At 67.0% G+C, this 18,351-nt stretch carries 17 protein-coding genes and 1 tRNA gene; 3 read left to right on the top strand and 15 right to left on the bottom strand.

The genetic code is table 11. The features are described 5' to 3' along the window. Positions 1-21: 21 nt before the first annotated feature. On the bottom strand, positions 22-1,761 hold the full coding sequence (locus tag FOZ76_RS21860) for a DUF2158 domain-containing protein (RefSeq protein ID WP_143950381.1): 1,740 nt from the start codon (positions 1,759-1,761) through the stop codon (positions 22-24). A gap of 662 nt (positions 1,762-2,423) precedes the next feature. Between FOZ76_RS21860 and FOZ76_RS28315 the strand changes: the two genes are divergently transcribed. The 3 genes from FOZ76_RS28315 (at position 2,424) to FOZ76_RS28310 (ending at position 3,853) form a co-directional block, all read left to right on the top strand. Then, positions 2,424-2,864: a type II toxin-antitoxin system HicA family toxin gene (locus FOZ76_RS28315; RefSeq protein ID WP_342781885.1), complete on the top strand. Its 441-nt coding sequence runs from the start codon at positions 2,424-2,426 to the stop codon at positions 2,862-2,864. Further along, positions 2,861-3,196, top strand: a complete 336-nt coding sequence (locus FOZ76_RS21850; RefSeq protein WP_143950379.1) for a type II toxin-antitoxin system HicB family antitoxin — start codon at positions 2,861-2,863, stop codon at positions 3,194-3,196. The genes FOZ76_RS28315 and FOZ76_RS21850 overlap by 4 nt, the downstream gene beginning before the upstream one ends. Positions 3,197-3,592: 396 nt before the next feature. Then, the gene (locus tag FOZ76_RS28310; protein ID WP_342781884.1) at positions 3,593-3,853 is read left to right on the top strand and encodes a tyrosine-type recombinase/integrase; all 261 of its coding nucleotides are present in this window, start codon (positions 3,593-3,595) and stop codon (positions 3,851-3,853) included. A 36-nt stretch (positions 3,854-3,889) separates the two neighbouring features. Here FOZ76_RS28310 and FOZ76_RS21840 read toward each other — a convergent pair. The 14 genes from FOZ76_RS21840 to lolA form a co-directional block, all read right to left on the bottom strand. Continuing rightward, a tRNA-Ser gene (locus FOZ76_RS21840) sits at positions 3,890-3,980 on the bottom strand. A gap of 98 nt (positions 3,981-4,078) precedes the next feature. Continuing rightward, positions 4,079-5,401 (bottom strand): serine--tRNA ligase, encoded by a 1,323-nt coding sequence (serS, locus tag FOZ76_RS21835; RefSeq protein ID WP_143950378.1) that lies wholly within the window; start codon positions 5,399-5,401, stop codon positions 4,079-4,081. A gap of 86 nt (positions 5,402-5,487) precedes the next feature. Then, positions 5,488-6,744 carry a glycosyl transferase gene (locus FOZ76_RS21830; protein ID WP_143950377.1) on the bottom strand — a complete coding sequence of 419 codons (1,257 nt, stop codon included), beginning with the start codon at positions 6,742-6,744 and terminating at the stop codon, positions 5,488-5,490. A gap of 6 nt (positions 6,745-6,750) precedes the next feature. Beyond that, the gene (locus FOZ76_RS21825; RefSeq protein WP_143950376.1) at positions 6,751-8,370 is read right to left on the bottom strand and encodes a glycosyltransferase; all 1,620 of its coding nucleotides are present in this window, start codon (positions 8,368-8,370) and stop codon (positions 6,751-6,753) included. Then, positions 8,367-9,587, bottom strand: coding sequence for an FkbM family methyltransferase (locus FOZ76_RS21820; protein ID WP_143950375.1), 1,221 nt, complete (start codon positions 9,585-9,587; stop codon positions 8,367-8,369). Before FOZ76_RS21820 ends, FOZ76_RS21825 begins: the two co-directional genes overlap by 4 nt. Then, positions 9,580-10,938 carry an ABC transporter ATP-binding protein gene (locus tag FOZ76_RS21815; protein ID WP_143950374.1) on the bottom strand — a complete coding sequence of 453 codons (1,359 nt, stop codon included), beginning with the start codon at positions 10,936-10,938 and terminating at the stop codon, positions 9,580-9,582. The genes FOZ76_RS21820 and FOZ76_RS21815 overlap by 8 nt, the downstream gene beginning before the upstream one ends. Then, a complete protein-coding gene (locus FOZ76_RS21810) occupies positions 10,928-11,746 on the bottom strand; it encodes an ABC transporter permease (protein WP_143950373.1) in 819 nt (272 codons plus the stop codon). Before FOZ76_RS21810 ends, FOZ76_RS21815 begins: the two co-directional genes overlap by 11 nt. Next, positions 11,746-12,291, bottom strand: coding sequence for a dTDP-4-dehydrorhamnose 3,5-epimerase (rfbC, locus tag FOZ76_RS21805; protein WP_143950372.1), 546 nt, complete (start codon positions 12,289-12,291; stop codon positions 11,746-11,748). The genes FOZ76_RS21810 and rfbC overlap by 1 nt, the downstream gene beginning before the upstream one ends. Next, entirely contained in the window at positions 12,288-13,175 is an 888-nt protein-coding gene (gene rfbA / locus FOZ76_RS21800; RefSeq protein ID WP_143950371.1) for a glucose-1-phosphate thymidylyltransferase RfbA, read from the bottom strand. Before rfbA ends, rfbC begins: the two co-directional genes overlap by 4 nt. A 10-nt stretch (positions 13,176-13,185) precedes the next feature. Continuing rightward, complete coding sequence (gene rfbD / locus FOZ76_RS21795; protein WP_143950370.1) at positions 13,186-14,070, bottom strand: dTDP-4-dehydrorhamnose reductase; 885 nt, start codon at positions 14,068-14,070, stop codon at positions 13,186-13,188. Then, a complete protein-coding gene (gene rfbB / locus FOZ76_RS21790; protein WP_143950369.1) occupies positions 14,067-15,134 on the bottom strand; it encodes a dTDP-glucose 4,6-dehydratase in 1,068 nt (355 codons plus the stop codon). Before rfbB ends, rfbD begins: the two co-directional genes overlap by 4 nt. 3 nt (positions 15,135-15,137) lie before the next feature. Then, positions 15,138-16,199 carry a glycosyltransferase family 2 protein gene (locus tag FOZ76_RS21785; RefSeq protein ID WP_143950368.1) on the bottom strand — a complete coding sequence of 354 codons (1,062 nt, stop codon included), beginning with the start codon at positions 16,197-16,199 and terminating at the stop codon, positions 15,138-15,140. A 112-nt stretch (positions 16,200-16,311) separates the two neighbouring features. Continuing rightward, positions 16,312-17,655: a replication-associated recombination protein A gene (locus FOZ76_RS21780; RefSeq protein ID WP_143950367.1), complete on the bottom strand. Its 1,344-nt coding sequence runs from the start codon at positions 17,653-17,655 to the stop codon at positions 16,312-16,314. 12 nt (positions 17,656-17,667) lie between these two features. Next, the gene (gene lolA, locus FOZ76_RS21775) at positions 17,668-18,348 is read right to left on the bottom strand and encodes an outer membrane lipoprotein periplasmic chaperone LolA (RefSeq protein ID WP_246129693.1); all 681 of its coding nucleotides are present in this window, start codon (positions 18,346-18,348) and stop codon (positions 17,668-17,670) included. Positions 18,349-18,351: the final 3 nt, after the last annotated feature.

Genomic DNA, 18,351 nt, shown 5'->3' with positions numbered 1-18,351 from the left:
AGGCTGGCCTCTACAATGCCCTTATGCAATGGTTGCGATCTTGCGCGTCGCGCCGCCCGCATCCTTGATCGTGATGTAACCGGTGACTGCCGCGTCAGCCGAGTTCGTCCAGGTACCGAATCGCACTTGTCCAATCCCCTTCCCGCGAAGGAGGAGGTCGTAGTCCGCGCCCGATCCTTCAGCCCTGAGGGTCGGAATAGAGCCACCCTGCAGGCCCACCTGTCCACCAGCGCCGCCGATCCGCACCACCTGCCCGGAAAGCGTGATCTCGTCGTACAGGGTGAAGGCGTGGCTTCCCGACGCAGGGAAGACCGTCGAAGTGGCGTCCACGGTGTAGACGGTGCCGTGAAGCCCTTCCAAGACCGAGAGATCCAGCATGGCCCCGTCTGCGCAGTGGATATCCCCCACGATGTAGAGGCGTGCACCGGAGAACATCTTGGGGGTGACGCCGCCGGATGCCATGGAGCCGCCCACTTTGATGGTGGATGCCCGCAATCTCAGGCCCCCAGCGACGAGGTCTTCCCCGTCAGGCCCCTCTATCCGGAAAATGGCGGTTTTTGCGTGGGGCAAGCCGGCCACGAACTCGAACCCCGGGATGGCAGAGGTCCCGCCATCTTCGACGATGAAGCGGACGCAGTAATCCAAGCCCGGCGCCTGAGCGGTCTCAAAGAGGCCTCGAATGGACAGGTCCACGTTTCGGAAACTTGCGCTTTGAACAACCCGGAAGTTTGCTCCGGAGAAGGCCAAGTGATAGCAGGCATGGTCGAACATCCAGCCGTTGGTACCTTCGAGATACACGCCGTCCCCGCCCAGATTCTTGCGGAAATGACAGCTATAGAATGCGTTCCGGGTAAACGACACAGCCACTCCCGGGGCTCGAAGGGTGACGTAGTCACTGGTCAACCCCAGGCGATTACGCGCATCCGCGACGTAGGAATAGGAGTTCCCGCCCACCTGGTTGTTGGCGAAGTAGCAGTTGTAGAAGGCCGTCGTTTCACTACCCAGGTTTGCGAGCGGTGCAACCGTAAAGTGCCCAGTCGTCTTAAACTCCGAAAAACCGTTGTTGCCGCAAGTCTGAATGCCCGCTGGTGAAAGCAGTACCCCGCAGCTCGGCGTGCTCGCCTCAACGCCGTGGACGTGTAATCCATGCACATGCAGCCCGCGCGTATTGCACGCGTCGATGACCGCCTTGCCGGTACATTCGCCGAGCAAGACCGCACCGCCCGCATGCACTTGGATATTCCACGCAGCGGCGTTGGTCCAGTCGATGGATGTCGCAATGCGGTAATAGCCCGGCGGGATCAGCACTGCAAGACGACAAACGCGGCTGTTCGCGCCCAACGACTCGATCCGAGCCCGAATGGCCACCCACATGGCGCTCAGAGCCGGCCCATCGTCCGTCAGACCGTCACCTTTCGCCCCGTAATCCTTCGCGCTGACAATCTCACCTAGCTTGTCGGCGACGGCGCGTTCGCCGAAGCCAACGGAAGCAGCTCCGTCAGGTCCCGAGAGCTTCTGCGTCGAATACACCAGATTGGGCCCTGGCGGCAGATCATCCCCAATCTCAATATCAGCGGCAACAGAGGCGGAGCGCGGCTGCGGTATCGCTCGCAGCGCTGCCGACGGGAACGTCGCGTTACCCAGTTTGCCGTCTGACGCCATCCAAGAACAAGAAATGGAATCTGAACCCTCGTGCACGCTCACCACAGTCATCAACCCACCACCGCTTTGTAGATGCACAGCATCACCAACCGAGAGCATCGCTACCTCCTTTAGGGAACTAGACCGAACCGATCAGGATCAGCATAGCGCGCTGGTGCTACGGCACGAGCAGTGCAGCCAGCGCCCCCCGATAGCGGGCAACTGAGCCGGGCCCGGATGGTTGAACAGGTTTGCTGCGCAAAGAGAATCGGGATGGAAACCACTGAACCCCAGCCCAATGTCATCCTCGATGTACTGCGTCGAGCAGTAGGCAGCACCCGGCATGCACGGCCGCCAGCATCAGTCGAGTGATGGCCTGCGATGCAATCGCTCGTTGAACCACCAGGCGTCTGTCATACGCCTCCCCCTGGGCCGTGATTGAATCCCCGTAGCCGACGAGTCGTGGGTCCATCCCCGCTTGCAGACGCGGTATTGTGCGAGCGAGGCAATGGCAATGGCGGTTGTGGCGCTCCAGGTGCACCTGCTCCGCTTCGGAGCCGGTGCGTACGCCCATTCCAGCCGTCCAGGCGTGGCAATCAACCAGATACACCGTGGGGCCAATCACGAGCGCGGAGAACAACGGGATGCGCCCGACCGTCGGTTGTGGCATGTACTCCTCAGGGCCCCACCGCCGTGCGGTGCCCTGGGCCACATGTACGGTGCCGGCCAGCGAAGCGAGTTCGATTCGGTCTTATCGCATGCCCAGACTCGTGTAAGAGATCGTGGTTGCAAAGTTCGGCAGGTCCAGCAGCCTTATCACCTTGCCCTGCCCGTTGAGCGCGTCGCAGTCGGTTCCCGGTATCAACTCCTGCAGACGACATCTTGGACACACTCGCAGCCCAAGCCGAAACACAAGTAAGGTCGTCTCCCCCTTGCGTTTGATACTATTTTCTAGTATCATATCAGGCGTGAAAGCTAGGTGCAGAAAGACGCTCGAACTAATCTTCTCCCGGCCCACCCCGGCGGGCGTCAAATGGAGCGACGCCGTTGCACTGTTCGTGGAGCTGGGCGCCGAGATTACTGGGCGCGAAGGCTCCCGAGTAGCGGTGTTTCTGTTCGGGCAGGTCAAGGTGATGCATCGACCTCACCCCTCCCCGGATATGGACAAAGGTGCAGTGGCCTCCACCCGTAAATGGCTTGAAGAGAACGGAGTGAAACCATGAAGAACGTGATGACCATCGGCGGCCAGCAGGCCGTCATTACCTACGATGCGGACATCGAGATGTTCCGTGGCGAATTCATCGGCCTCAACGGCGGCGCAGATTTCTACGCCAGCGACGTGGCGGGGCTGCATCGTGAGGGTGAAATCTCTCTTGCTGCCTTCTTGGACGAGTGTGCCAAGCGCGGCATCGAGCCCCGGAAGACCTTCTCGGGGAAGTTTGTGCTGCGCGTCAGCCCTGAGATCCACGAGGCAGCGGCCGTTGCTGCTGCGGCCAGCGGGGAAAGCCTGAATCAATGGGTTGCCAGCGCCATTCGGGAAGCAGCTCACGCGTGATCGCTGACAGCGCGTCAGTCCGCATCGGCTTTTCGCTCCAACGCATCCAGGGCAAATACCGCCCGTCCAGCTCTACCCGGTCCAGCGCCGACGGGCGTCCCTGCATCCAGTCCGCGTGATTTCGTTTCCGCGGCTCGTCGGGAACCTCTGCGCTCAGTCGCGTAGACGCACTGGGCGTACAAGGGGCGTGCCTCCCCCCCCAGGCGTCCAACGAACGCTAGCACTACGTGTCTCGACACGAGATGCTGACGCTCGTGCGCAACTGCACCAATCGGAAGGCCCGCAAGACGATATGCGTGGCCTTGCACTCCGGCATGCGCTTGTCAGAGACCCGGCACGCAATCCCTCGCGCAAACGGCTTCCATCTGCAGGACACCAAGAACGGCACGCCGCGCATTGTGCCGATTCACCCCCGCGTGGCATTCTGCGCCGCAAGATGCCTACCGGGCCCAAGATCACGATCCAACACGCATTCGAGCACGCGCCGGGCTCCCGCACGTCCACTTCCACGACCTGCGGCATAGCACGGCCAGCGAGCTTATCAACGCGGGTGTCGATCTGTACTCTGGCAGCGGCAATGGGCAAGATCGGCAGCAAGGCGGCCTGACCGCTATCCGTCAATATTTCCCCCACCATCAACGACAAAGGCCCCTTTGAGGGGCCTTTTCATTTAACGCTAACCTGTTGATTTTCTGGCGGAAGGGGTGGGATTCGAACCCACGATACGGTATGACCGTATACCGGATTTCGAGTCCGGCGCATTCGACCTCTCTGCCACCCTTCCTGCTATCAGTGGCGCACTTCCCGTAAGGAAAACTGCGTTGAGGTAAGCCAAGAATATTAGCACAGATTCCTGGCTTGTCACAAGATCTGTTGAGATCGTCAGGCTTGGGGTTTCAATTCCACCAAGCCGCCCAGGTAAGGCTGCAGCGCGGCCGGGACGCGGATGCTGCCGTCGGCCTGCTGATGGTTCTCGAGCACGGCCACCAGGGCGCGGCCGACGGCCAAACCCGAGCCGTTCAGGGTGTGGACCAGGCCGGGCTTGCCCTGCGCGTTGCGAAAACGCGCCTGCATGCGGCGGGCCTGGAAGGCCTCGCAGTTCGACACCGACGAGATCTCGCGCCAGGCGTCCTGGGCCGGCAGCCAGACTTCGAGGTCGTAGGTCTTGGCGGCACCGAACCCCATGTCGCCGGTGCACAGCAGAACGACGCGATACGGCAGTTCGAGCTTCTGCAGTACGGTCTCGGCATGTACCACCATTTGCTCGAGCGCTTCGTACGAAGCGTCCGGATGCGTGATCTGCACCATCTCGACCTTGTCGAACTGGTGCTGGCGGATCATGCCGCGCACGTCGCGCCCGCCCGAGCCTGCCTCGGAGCGAAAGCACGGGGTGTGCGCGGTCAGGCGGATCGGCAGCGCGTCGCCGGGCACGATGCTGTCGCGCACGGTGCTGGTGAGCGTGATCTCCGAGGTCGAAATCAGGTAGGTGTCCTCGCCCTCGCCTTCGGCTTCACCGCCCTTCTTGACGGCGAACATGTCGTCCTTGAACTTGGGCAGTTGGCCGGTGCCGAGCAGCGTCGAGGCGTTGACGATGTAAGGCGTGTAGCACTCGGTGTAGCCATGCTCGCCTGTTTGCAGGTCGAGCATGAACTGCGCCAGCGCGCGGTGCAGGCGCGCCAGTTGGCCGCGCATCAGGGTGAAGCGCGCGCCCGACAGCTTGGCGGCGGTGGCGAAATCGAGCCCGAGAGGCTCGCCGAGGTCCACGTGGTCGCGCGGCGCGAAGCCGAGTGGCGCGGGGTTGCCGTTATCGGCGGCGGCGCCGGGCAGCCAGCGGCGCACTTCGACGTTGTCGTCGGCCGAAGCGCCCACCGGCACGCTTTCGTGCGGCAGGTTGGGCACGCCCAGCAGCAGCGCGTTCAGCCGATGCTGCACGCTCGAGAGCACGTCTTCCAGGTTCTTCAGCTTGGCTGGGATGGCCTGCGATTCGGCGAGCAGATCGGCGGCATCCTCGCCGCGCGACTTGGCCTGGCCGATCTGCTTGGCCAGCGCGTTGCGGCGGGCCTGCAGGTTCTCCGTCTCGACCTGGACTGCCTTGCGCTCGGATTCCAGTGCATCGAACTGCGCGGCGTCGAAATCGAAGCCCCGCGCCTTGAGGCGTTCGACGACAGCGGTGGTGTCCTTGCGCAAGAGGGAGAGATCAAGCATGGCAGTAGCAGGCAGAATGAGACGGTGCGGGCGCGTCGGCGCGCCCGGGCAAGCCGCCATTGTAGCCTCCCGGAGCCGGCCGGCCTTCAGCGCATCAGGCGGCGCTTGACGCCGGAGACGCCTTCGTTGCGCAGGATCTCCCAGCCGCGCTTGCCGAGCGCGAGCGCGGTGCGCGGCTGCGTCAGCGACTGGCGCATCATGCCGCCCAGCCGCTGCCAGTCCAGCGGCTGCGTGCCGCCCCGAAAACCCGGCGTCAGGACGGCGGACAGCTTGCGCATGCCGGCGTCGCGCGTCCGGTCATCGAAGAGTTCGGGGTATTCCGCCCGTCCGCGGCTGCGCCACCAGGCGAGGTAGGTCGTTGCATCGAAGGGATCGGGAAACGCGCCTTGCAGGTCGACGCGCTCGCGATAGACCAGGCGCTCGGCCTTGCCGATCGGCGTACCGTCGGAATAGAAGCCGTAGGCCCACTTTTCCTTGGCGAGCGGGTCGTTGGCAAGGCTCTCGGTCTGCCTGGCGTACCAGTCGATGAGCTTCATGACCGCGGCGTTGTCGCCGGAGTTCTTGGCGGCCATGATGCGGTGCGCGCCGCTGTCGAAGCCGGTGAAGTGATAGAAGCCCAGCGGCTCTCCGTCGACGAGATAGCGCCCGTCTTCTGACATGCTGAACTCGCGCGTGGTGAGGTTCCAGGTGGCCACATTGTGCCGGCTGGAACGCATGATCGCCACGTCGGTGAAGAACGCGGGCACCAGATCGATCCAGCGCTGGTCGGTGAACAGGCCGTTGGGGATGTCCGCGCGGCAGAAATGGTAGATGCGCTGGCCCCACCACTCGGCGAAGGCATGGCCGACATCGGTCGCCGCCACGGCGACGAAGCCTAGGTTGTAGACGCCGTGCTTGAGGCTGCAGATCTCATTGTCGATCACGGCCGGCAACGCGGTTTCGGGCTTGGTCTGGTGCGGCGTCAGCACGATGTTCGCGCTGTCCAGGGCCTGGACGATGTCGTCCAGGCGCGAGAACGCCACCGTGTCGGGATCGAGGTAGATGACCTTGCCGGCGCCCGGTTCCTTGAGCAGCCGGCCCAGCACGAAGGGCTTGATCGCGGTGGCGAGCTCGACGATGGTGTGGCAATAGGCCCATCCGCGCCAGGCGGGAATCTCCAGGTCGGCCAGGGCCCAGACCTGGTCGAACGGTTCCTGGCTCAGGTCGATGTGCGCACGCAGCTCGTCGGCCAGCGCGAGATGGAGTTTCCATTCCGGGTGCAGTTCGCGCAGGGAATTGAACAGCATCCGGACCTTCGGAATGTAGTTGAAGGCCGCGCTGGTGAATACGTGGATGTCTGACATAAAGGATCAATGCGCAAGGTAGATCTTGCGGTGAAATGAAATGAGCTGGTCCAGCACGCGGGCCGGGTCCATCGAATCGAGGACGCATCCTCTGGCGTAGGTGGCGAGTCGCTCGGCCGGCGCGCCGAAGTCGAACGCGGCGACCGGCAGGCCCATGTCCATCAGCTCCTGCACCACGTAGGAAAACGTCTCGGGCCAGATCGAGGGAAAGAGCATGATGTTCGCCCCCGAGCGCTCGAGCAGGCCGGGTAGTTCGTCGTGGCGGTAGGGCCCCGTCTGGCTGAGCACGGCGGCATCGCAATTCGACTCGATCGAACCGATCACGACGATCCTGGCATCGAGCCCGCGACGCGCCACCTCCTCGCCGAGCGCCTTCACGAACGACGCGCCCTTGTGGAATCCGATCTGGCCGACCACGCCGATGCGCAGCGTCGCGGTATTCGTCACCCGCGGCGGCTCGACGCGCAGGTAGGTCACCTGGTGCGGCACCACCGACACCTGGGCGGCGCCGATCTGCGGATAGACGCGCCGCAACAGCCCGGCCGTGCTGTTCGAGAAGACGACGATCTCGTCCGCACCCGCGAGCAGCGCGCCCCAGAGGCTGCGCCACTTGGCCATGTCGCGCTCGGCGAACAGCGTGGCGAAGCCGTGCGGGTTGTCGGGCAGGCAGCGGGCACAGGCGTCGAGGCCGGGCACGCCGCAATAGGCACCGTTCACGTCGATGAGAAAGTGCGACGGGCACACCATGTAGAAATCGTGGCCGAGCACCCGCAGGCGCGCGCCGGTCCGCTGCTTGAGCTCCAGCAGGACCAGCGGGATCTCCTCCGGCCGGGCGAACGAGACGCCCGTGTTGTAGATGATCTCGGTGACGGGCAGGTGGGCCACCGCTTCGACGAAGAACGCCTTGTCGGGGATGGCGAGGCGCTCGTCGAGACGCCGATTGCGCACGATCACCATGTGCGTGAGCGTCGCGACATGGTAAGTGAGGATGAGCACGGTGCGCCCCTGGGCGAGCATGTCGTCGACCAGGCGGGTGCGGTAGTGGTTGGCGCCGCCGCCCAGGTCGTGGTCCACGATCACGCAGAGGTCGCGCAGCTCGTCACGATGCAGCCGCCCTGCGAGGGCGGCGGGCCGGTCCAGCGTCCCGGCCGGGCGGCCCTTGAGGTAGCGCCGGGCCTTGTCGAGCAGGCTGCCGAACTGCCCGGCCCTGACCAGGCCGACGGCGCGCCGCAGCAGTTGGCCGGCCTGGCGCATGGCGGCGCGCTTGTCCGCCGCGCGCCGGCCGCCGCTGTGCGCCAGCCGGGACGGCGGGATGGGCAGCTCGATCACGCTGCCGTCGGCGAGGCCGACCTCGAGCAGGGCCGAGACCGGCGCCCGCCCCTGGAAGCCGCCGTACACCAGGAAACCCGAGCTCGCCGCTGTCGGCGCCTCGGGATGCGCCTGCCCGACGTCCTCGCGCGGCTTGCCGTGCTCGGCGGCGATGGATTGCGCGGGCCCCTCGCCCGGACAGCTCAAGACGACGCGCATCGAAGTGATCGGCAACGAGGGGTGAAACGCCCAACCGAAGCCGAACACGACGTTCTCGCGCACCGCCAGAGAGTCGATGGACCAGTGCAGCTCGGTCATTCGTCCTCCGGCAGCCGGGGCGCGAGCCCCGCAGCCGCGAGCAGGCGATAGGCCTTGCTGGCGCGGATGCGCTGCACGTCGACGCGCAGGCGCGAGAGCGCGGCGTCCTGCGTCTGCCTCAGCGCCTCGGCGCCAGCCCTCGCCTGCTCGGCCGCCTGCGTGCGCGCACGCAGCGCGTCCAGCTCGTCCAGGCGCTCGAAAGCCAGCGTTTCCGCATACGCCTTGGCCGCCTCGCTCGCCTCGCGCCGCGCGCGCTCCTCGGCCAGCAAGGCCTCGAGCTCGGCGACCTGGCGAACGCGCGAGTCGAGCTCCTGCGCGAGCTGCCCGGCGCGCGGCGAGGGGTAGTCCAGGCCCAGCGCGCCGTTCAGGGAGCGCGCGAGCGCCTCCTCAGGGTATTGCGGCTTGTGCAGCAACAGCAGCGCCAGGTCGTCCAGCGTGCGAATGCGCGGCAGGCGCGCGTGCGCGAGCGCCGCCTCGTGGCGGGCCAGCGTGGCTTGCGGCAACAGCAGCAGCCCGCACTCCTTGCCGGCGCCGAAGACGTTGTCGGGGTTGGCCCGCAGGTTGTCCGGGTTGAACGCGGGTTCGAGCACGCCGAAACAGGCGTAGCCCTGTTCCGCGGCCCAGGCCAGCGACGGATGGGCGCCCTCGAGCGAGTTCACTTCCAGGAACAGGAGAGGACGGTGCTGCTCGATCACGCGCCGGGCGCCCGCCAGCACGTCCATCTCCATGCCTTCGACGTCCATTTTGATGAAATGGACCGGCCCCTCGAGTTCGACCTGATCGAGCGGCCACACGGCGATACTGTGCGCGCCGTCCGAGGCGGCGGCCAGCACCGAGGCGCCGCCATTGCCCGCCGTCGCGGTCACGACCACGCGCGCGGCCGTGCGCCCCAGGCCGACGTTGCGCGCCTGGATGTTGGGCCAGCGCGCCGCCGCGACATTGGCCTGCAGCAGCGCGAAAGTGTCTTCGTTGGGTTCGAAGGCGATCACCCTGCCCTGGGCGCCGACCCTGTCGGAGAACGCCCGTGCGTGCGTGCCGATGAAGGCGCCGACATCGAGCACGGTCTGGCCGGGCTCGATGAACCGGGTGAGCAGGTCGATCTCGAGTTGCGCCCACTCGCCGTACCGGCGCAGGGAATTGCCGATCAGGTCGTCGCCTTGCGGCACGGCGAACCTGCCGTAGCGGGTGTCGATCCAGTCTGCCGTGTACTCAGCCATGCTCTCCCACCAATTCGATTCTCGACGTCAGCCTGGCGACGCCGCAATAGCCGTGCACCAGCCGGCTGCGCAGCACTTCGAGCACGAGCGCGTCGTGCAGCCAGTGCTGCTGCTGGTGTTCGTGGCCGAGCCCCTCGGCGAACGCGACGTTGACCGTGTAGACCCCCTGGATCAACTGCGGCATGTCGAACTCGAAGCTCGCCACCGCGACCTGGCCGGGCTCGAAGGCCAGCCCCTGCGCGCGGAAGGCCGCATCGGTGCCCTCGGTGAAGAGGAACTCGCCATGCCGGTTCTTGAGCATGAAGCCGAAGGCCGGATACACCACGCGCCGATGCACCTGCACGCGAATCTTCAACGCAACGCGCTGCTCGGCCTGCGCAGCGCTCAGGCGGCGCCCGTCGAGGTCGAACAAGCCCGCGTCGACGATGCTTGCCTTGCCCTCGCCGAACGAGCGCGCCTGCGCATTGAAGGGTGAGACCGCGTAGCTCGCCGGCGGTTCGGGCGCAGCCTCGAACACGGTGCCGCGCGGCGCAGGCTCGTCGGCGGCCGCGTCCTCGCCGGCCCCGGCAGCCACCCGGCCCGGGTCGCGGTAGAGGTCCTCCAGATAGATCCGGCAGACTTCCTCGGCCTGCCCGTAGATCGGCGCGCGCTGGCCCATGGGCGAGAGCAGGAGCGCCTTCTCGCACATGCCGAGCACGGCCGCCGTGTCGTGCGTGACCAGCAGCAGGCTGCCGCCGCGCTGCTGGAAGCGCTGCAGAAAGCGCATGCACTTCTGCTGGAAGAAGACGTCGCCGACGGCCAGCGCCTCGTCGATCACCAGGATGTCCGCGTCCACATGGGCGATCACCGCGAACGCCAGGCGCACATACATGCCGCTGGAATAGGTCTTGACCGGCTGCTCGATGAAACTGCCGATGTTGGCGAAGGCGGCGATGTCCTCGAAGCGCGCGTCGATCTCCTCGCGGGAAAGGCCGAGCAGGGTTGCGTTCAGGTAGACGTTCTCGCGTCCGGTGAACTCGGGGTTGAACCCCGAGCCCAGTTCGAGCAGCGCGGCCACCCTGCCCTGGATGTGGACGTCGCCGGCGGTGGGGTTCAAGGTGCCGCAGATCATCTGCAGCAGCGTCGACTTGCCGCTGCCGTTGCGTCCGACGATGCCGACGGCCTCGCCCTTGCGAACCTCGAAACTGACGTCCTGCAGCGCCCAGAACTCGCGGTAGTACGAGCCAGGCCGCCTGCCGAGCGTGCGCTGCAGGCGCGGCAGGACGAACTGCTTGAGGCGGTCGCGCGGCTGGTCGTAGATCTGGTAGCACTTGCTCAGCCGCTCGACCCGGATCACCACGTCAGATGACATCGGCGAACCCCTTCCTGGTCTTCTGGAACCACGCGAAGCCCAGCCACGCGATGGCCAGCGTCGCGACCCAGTACACGGCCATCGTGAACGGCTCGGGCGGGTTGCCCCAGTACAGTACGCTGCGCGCCTGCTCGATGACCAGGGTCAGCGGATTCAGGTAGAGGATGTGCCGGTAGGCCTCGGGCACGGCGCTGACCGGATAGAAGATGGGGCTGAGGAACATCAGGGCCATCGTCAGCACCCCGATGAACTGGGCGACGTCGCGCAGGTACACGCCGAGCGCGGCCAGCGCCCAGCACAGCCCCAGGATGAACAGGCAGAACGGCACCATCACCAGCGGCAGATACGCCACCGTCGCGTGCGGTACGCCGAACATCACCACGTAGGCCACCAGCCACACCAGCAGCGTGACCGCGAAGTGGTACAGCGCCGAGAGCAGGGCCACGACCGGCAGCACCTCCAGCGGAAACACCACCTTCTTGACGTAGTTGGGGTTGGCCAGGATCAGGCCGGGCGCCCGGTTGATGCACTCGGAGAACAGGTTGAACACCAGCAGGCCGGCGAACAGGACCAGGGCGAACTCGGTCTTGGACTGGCTGGCGGCGCCCCATCGCGCATTGAACACCTCGCTGAAGACGAAGGTATATACCGTGAGCATCAGCAAGGGGTTGAAGAACGACCACAACAGGCCGAGGAAGGAGCCGCGGTAGCGGCCCAGCACTTCCCGTTTGGCCGACGCATGGATGAGCCCGCGATGCCGCCACAGGGTGGCGGCCATCTCGCGCGGGCCCGCCGGAAAACTGCGCATCAGGCGAAGACCTCGGCTCCCGCGAAGGCCTGCCCCTGCGCATCCTTGGCCGACACGACGGGCTGCACACCCGCCGGCCAGCCGATGTTCAGCGTGGGGTCGTTCCAGACGATGCAGCGTTCGTGCGCGGGCGCGTAGTAGTCGGTGGTCTTGTACAGGAATTCCGCGCTGTCGCTCAGCACGAGAAAGCCATGGCCGAAGCCTTTGGGCACCCAGAGCTGGCGCTTGTTCTCGGCCGACAGTATCTCGCCGACCCATTGGCCGAACGTGGGCGAGCCGCGGCGCAGGTCGACCGCGACGTCCAGCACCTCGCCCTGGACCACGCGCACCAGCTTGCCCTGGGGCTGCTCGATCTGGTAGTGCAGGCCGCGCAGGACGTTGCGCGCGCTCTTGCTGTGGTTGTCCTGGACGAAGCGCACGGAGCGGCCGATGGCTTCTTCGAAACGCGCGTGGTTGAAGCTTTCGAAGAAGAAGCCGCGCTCGTCGCCGAATACCTTGGGCTCGAGCAGGAAGACGTCGGGGATGGCAAGAGAGGTAGCGTTCATATCTGGGTTTCCTTCAGTACGCGTAGCAGGTATTGTCCGTAGCCGTTCTTGAGCGCCGCCTGGGCGAGCGCCTCGAGCTGGCCCGCATCGATCCAGCGCTGGCGATAGGCGATCTCCTCGGGGCAGGACACCTTCAGCCCCTGCCGGTTCTCCAGCGTGGCGATGAACTGGCTGGCCTCGAGCAGTGATTCGTGGGTGCCCGTGTCGAGCCAGGCATAGCCGCGCCCCATGATCTCCACGCTCAGCCTGCCGGCCTCGAGATAGCAGCGGTTCAGGTCGGTGATCTCGAACTCGCCGCGCGCCGAGGGCCGCAGGCCCTTGGCGAAATCCACCACGTGCTCGTCGTAGAAATAGAGGCCCGTCACCGCGTAGCTCGACTTCGGCTGGCTGGGCTTTTCCTCGATGGACAGCACCCGGCCGGCCGCGTCGAATTCGGCCACACCGTAGCGCTGGGGGTCGTGCACATGGTAGGCGAAGACACTCGCGCCCTCCTCGCGGGCCATGGCGCTTGCCAGCAGGTGGTGAAAGTCGTGGCCGTAGAAGATATTGTCGCCCAGCACCAGCGCCGAGGGGCTGCCGTCGAGAAAGGCCTCGCCCAGCACGAAGGCCTGGGCCAGCCCGTCCGGGGACGGCTGCACGACATATTGCAGGTTCAGGCCCCAGCGGCTGCCGTCGCCGAGCAGGTGCTCGAAACGCGGCGTGTCCTGCGGCGTGCTGATGATGAGAATGTCGCGGATGCCAGCCAGCATCAGGGTGCTGAGCGGGTAGTAGATCATCGGCTTGTCGAACACCGGCAGCAGTTGCTTGCTCACCGCCAGGGTCGCGGGATGCAGCCGGGTGCCGGAGCCGCCGGCGAGGATGATGCCTTTGCGCTGCTTGTTCATGAGGCGTGCTTCACAGAATCTGGTCCAGGACGCGGTCCACGCCCTCGCGCCACTCGGGCAGGCGCAGGCCGAAGGTGGTGCGCAACCTGGTGGTATCGAGCCGGGAATTCGCGGGCCGGCGTGCCGGGGTGGGATAGTCCGCGCTGCCGATGGCGCGGATCGCGTCCGGGGCGACGCGCACCGGCCTGCCGGCCGCGCGCGCGCGTTCGATGACGTAGCAGGCATATTCGTGCCAGTTCGTCACACCGGCCGCCGCCGCGTGATAGAGCCCGTAGGCGAAGGTGTCGGGACGCAGCGTCGCCTCGCGCACGAGCAAGGCGGTGAGATCGGCCAGCAGGGCTGCCGAGGTCGGCGCGCCGTACTGGTCGGCGACCACGCTGAGCGCGTCGCGCTCGCCGGCCAGGCGCAGCATGGTCTTGACGAAGTTGCCGCCATGCGCACCGACCACCCAGCTCGTGCGCAGCACGAGGTGGCGCGCGCAGGCGCGCTGCACGGCCTGTTCACCCGCCAGCTTGCTTGCGCCGTACACCCCCTGCGGATTGGGAGCGTCGGCCTCGGTATAGGGCGCGGCCCGGCTGCCGTCGAAGACGTAGTCGGTCGAGAAATGTACCAGCATGGCATCGAGCCGCTGCGCTTCCTCGGCCAGTATCGCAGGCGCGCGGGCGTTGACGGCCTGTGCGGCGTCGACTTCGGTCTCGGCCTTGTCCACCGCGGTATAGGCGGCCGGGTTGACGATCACCGCCGGCGCGTACTCGCGCACCACGCGCCGGATGGCCTGTTCTTCGCGCAGGTCGCAGGCGGCGGAATCCAGCGCGTGCACCTCGCCCAGCAGGGCGAGCGAGCGGCCGAGCTCGTAGCCGAGCTGGCCACGCCTGCCCGTGAGCAGGATTCTCATGGCTGCGCCCCGTACTGCCGGGCCACCCAGTCGCGGTAGGAGCCGTCCTGGACGCGCTCGACCCAGTCGCCGTTCGCCAGGTACCAGGCGACTGTCTTGCGGATGCCGGTCTCGAAGGTTTCCTCGGGGCGCCAGCCGAGTTCGCGCTCGATCTTGCGGGCATCGATGGCGTAGCGCCGGTCGTGCCCCGGACGGTCGGTGACATGGGTGATCTGCGCCGCGTAGCTGCGCCCACCGTCCAGCGGCCGCAGCTCGTCCAGCAGCGCGCAGATGGTGCGCACGATCTCGATGTTCGGCTTCTCGTTCCAGCCGCCGACGTTGTAGGTCTCGCCCGGGACGCCGGCATCGAGCACGCGGTCGATGGCGCGGCAATGATCCACCACGTACAGCCAGTCGCGGATCTGCAGGCCGTCGCCATACACGGGCAGCGGCTTGCCGGCCAGCGCATTGACGATCATGAGCGGGATCAGCTTCTCCGGGAAGTGATAAGGGCCGTAGTTGTTGCTGCAGTTGGTCGTGAGCACCGGCAGCCCGTAGGTGTGATGCCAGGCACGCACGAGATGGTCACTCGCCGCTTTGCTCGCGCTGTACGGGCTGTTGGGCTCGACCGCGTGGGCTTCGGTGAAGGGTGCCTGCTGCGGCGCAAGCGTGCCGTACACCTCGTCGGTACTGACGTGCAGGAAGCGGAAATCGGCGCGCGCGGTGCCTGGCAGCGCCGACCAGTAGGCGCGCACCGCTTCGAGCAGGCGGAAGGTGCCGAGCACGTTGGTCTGGATGAAATCCTCCGGCCCGTGGATGGAGCGGTCGACGTGGCTCTCTGCGGCGAAGTTCAGCACGGCCCGCGGCCGGTGCTCGGCCAGAATGCGGTCCACGCAGGCGCGATCGCCGATGTCGCCGTGCACGAAGACGTGCCGCGGATCGTCGCGCACGCTGGCGAGGTTCTCGAGGTTGCCGGCGTAGGTCAGCCGATCGAGGTTGACGACGGGCTCGTCATGGCGCGCAAGCCAGTCGAGGACGAAGTTGCTGCCGATGAATCCGGCACCGCCGGTAACGAGTAGGGTCATGAGTCAGATCTTCTTGAGGACGGCGGCCGCGAGCAGGCCCAGATTGCCCAGCATCGTCTGCCGATGGATGCCGCAGGCCTTCAGATGGACCAGTCGCGGCACGAGGCGCATGTCCCGGGCCTTGGCGAAACGCTCCAGCAGGTCGCGGTTCGCTGGCGTCAGCCGCGGGGCGAGCATGCGCAGGGCCGCAATGTTACCGTCGTTCCACTGCCGGAACCTGCCCCGCCACAGCGCGCGGATGCGCACAGCCTTGGCCAGCCAGGTCGCGTTGCTGCCGAACTGGTTGCTGCGGTGCTGCCGGTAGCGCAGCCCTGGATAGGCATCGTAATGCACCTGCCCGCCACAGCCGATCACCACCAGGTAGGTCCACCAGTCGTGCAGTGCCGCGGGGACGCCGGCGCCGGTCTCGCGCAGCAAGGCGCGCGCGGCGCGGTTGAACACCATGGTGTTGCCGCCGCCGATGTTCTGCACCAGCGCGTTGGCGAAGCTGGCCGGCCGCGTGAACAACGGCGACAAGCCGATCTCGGCATTGTTCTCGTCGACCAGGCGGGTGCGCGAACAGTACAACGCCGGCACGTCGGCCGGCACCCGCTGCAGCCACGCCACGGCGCGCTCCAGCTTGTCCGGCTCCCAGATGTCGTCCTGGTCGGAATAGGCGAAGTAGTCGGCCTCCTCGCCCACGGCGTCCAGACAGGCCAGTTGCAGGAAGTTCCTGGCGACGCCGGCGCGCGGGCCGGGCCGGATGGCCATGCGGCCTGCCGGCCAGGCGCTGCGGTAGGCGTCGAGAATGGCAGGCGTATCGTCCTGCGAACCGTCGTCCGACACCCACAGCCGCCAGCGGCCGTGGGTCTGGCGTGCGATCGATTCGAGCTGCTCGCCCAGGTAGCGCTGGCCGTGATAGGTGCAGAGCAGGACGGCGACCCGGGCCAGCCGCGCATCGGCCGGGACGGACGGCGCGGCGGCAGGCAGCGTCCAGGGCGACTGCGCGATGGCAATGGACAGCCGGCGCACACACCCGCCCACGCCCCAGGCAGCGAGAACCCGGCTGATCGTGGGCAACGACATGACGTAAGGACCTGAGCCGACACAATGTCACATTATGACGTATTTCCAACGCCGACGATGCCACCGGCCGGCGGCCCCAGGCGCGCGCCCACGTCCGGGTACGGCCCGCGGTTCAGCGCGGCTTGCGCGCGTCCTCGTCGAGCTGGCGCAGGAACGCGAGTTTGTCGGCGATCTTGGCCTCCAGCCCGCGCGACACCGGGCGGTACCAGTTCGGCGGGGCCATGCCTTCGGGCAGATAGGTCTCGCCGGCCGCATAGCCATGCGGCTCGTCGTGCGCGTACCGGTAGGCCTTGCCATGGCCCAGCGCCTTCATGAGCTTGGTCGGCGCATTGCGCAGGTGCGGCGGCACCTCGCGCGACGCGTCCTGCCGCACGAAGCTGCGAGCCTGGTTGAAGGCGTTGTAGCCGGCATTGCTCTTGGCCGCCACGGCAAGATAGATCACGGCCTGGCCGAGCGCGAGCTCGCCTTCGGGCGAACCCAGGCGCTCGTAGGTGGCGGCGGCGTCGTTGGCGAGCTGCATGGCGCGCGGGTCGGCCAGCCCGACATCCTCCCAGGCCATGCGCACGATGCGCCGCGCGAGATATTTCGGGTCGGCGCCGCCGTCGAGCATGCGCACGAACCAGTACAGCGCGGCATCGGGATCGGAGCCGCGCACCGACTTGTGCAGCGCGCTGATCTGGTCGTAGAAGGCGTCGCCGCCCTTGTCGAAGCGGCGCAGGTTCTGCGAGAGGGCCACCTCCAGCCATTCGGCGTCGACTTCGGTGCGCTGGGCGCCGCGCGCCGCCTCGGCGACGACCTCGACCGCGTTGATGACGCGCCGGGCATCGCCATCGGCCCAGGCGGCGAGCTGGCTGCGCGCGTCGTCGGTGATCCCCAGCGGCGACGCACCCTCCTGCTCGGCGCCGGCGTTGTAGGCGTCGATGGCGCGGCCGACGAGTTCCTGCAGCTCGTCCGTGCCGAGCGGCTGCAGCACGTACACCCGGGCGCGCGAGAGCAGCGCGGAGTTCACCTCGAAGGACGGGTTCTCGGTGGTCGCGCCGATGAAAGTGAACAGACCGCTTTCCACGTAGGGCAGGAAGGCGTCCTGCTGGGCCTTGTTGAAGCGGTGCACCTCGTCGACGAACAGGATCGTGCGCCGCCCGCGGGCGCGCGCCGCCTCGGCCGCAACCACCGCATCGCGGATGTCCTTGACGCCGCCGAGCACCGCGGAGATCGCAAGGAACTGGGCGTCGAACCCGTCGGCCATAAGGCGCGCGAGCGTGGTCTTGCCCACGCCCGGCGGGCCCCAGAAGATCATGGAGTGCGGACGGCCGGAGGCGAACGCCACGCGCAGCGGCTTGCCTTCGCCGAGCAGGTGCGCCTGGCCGACCACCTCGTCCAGCGTGCGCGGACGCAGGCGCTCGGCGAGCGGCACATGCGCACCGCCGCCCTGCCCCTTGAAAAGATCGGCTTCCACGGCGGCGTCCGCCTACATCCGCACCACGTCCGTACCCGGCGGCGGCGCGAACTCGAAGGCGCCGGCAGGCAGGTCCGGATTGGGCAGGATGGTGGTGAATTCGATGCGCGTGGTCTGCCCGAACGCATCGAGCAGTTCGATGCGCATGGGCAGCCCGTCGGCAAAGCCGATGTCCATGTGGCTGAAACCGGCTTCGCTGGTGAGCGGCACGGCGCGCAGCCAGGCCAGGTCGTCGCGGGCGGACAAGGGCTCGAGCTTGAAGGAGGCGTCGATGGAGCCCGAACCGAACAGCACCTGCGCCGGGGCGTTGCCGATGGCGGCCTCGGCCGCGCGCACGCTGACCTGGGCCAGATCGGGATCGTACTGGTAGAGCTGCTGGCCATCGGACACCACCAACTGCTCGTAGGGCTGCTCGACAGCCCAGCGGAACTTGCCGGGACGCTGGAAGGCAAAGCTGCCGGCCTGCTGCTGGCCGCCGCCCGCGCCCTGCGCGCCCGTCGTGACCTGGGTGAAGCTGCCCGAGGCCGAACGCACGTCCTTGACGAAGGCGCGCAACTGGCCCGCGGCGTCGGCGGGCGCGGCCGCCCGGGCGGCGGACCAGCCCGCCAGGGCGGGCGCAGCGGCCAGCGCCAGTATCGCCATGGCGCGCACGGCGCCGCGGCGCCGGGCCATGAAAGACTCGGTGAGACTCATGCA

Origin of the sequence: Verticiella sediminum, from assembly GCF_007558815.1 — a bacterium.
In the GTDB taxonomy this organism is placed as follows: domain Bacteria; phylum Pseudomonadota; class Gammaproteobacteria; order Burkholderiales; family Burkholderiaceae_B; genus Verticiella; species Verticiella sediminum.
Note: the sequence above shows the minus strand (reverse complement) of the source record. Positions and strands in the feature narration are given on the sequence as shown.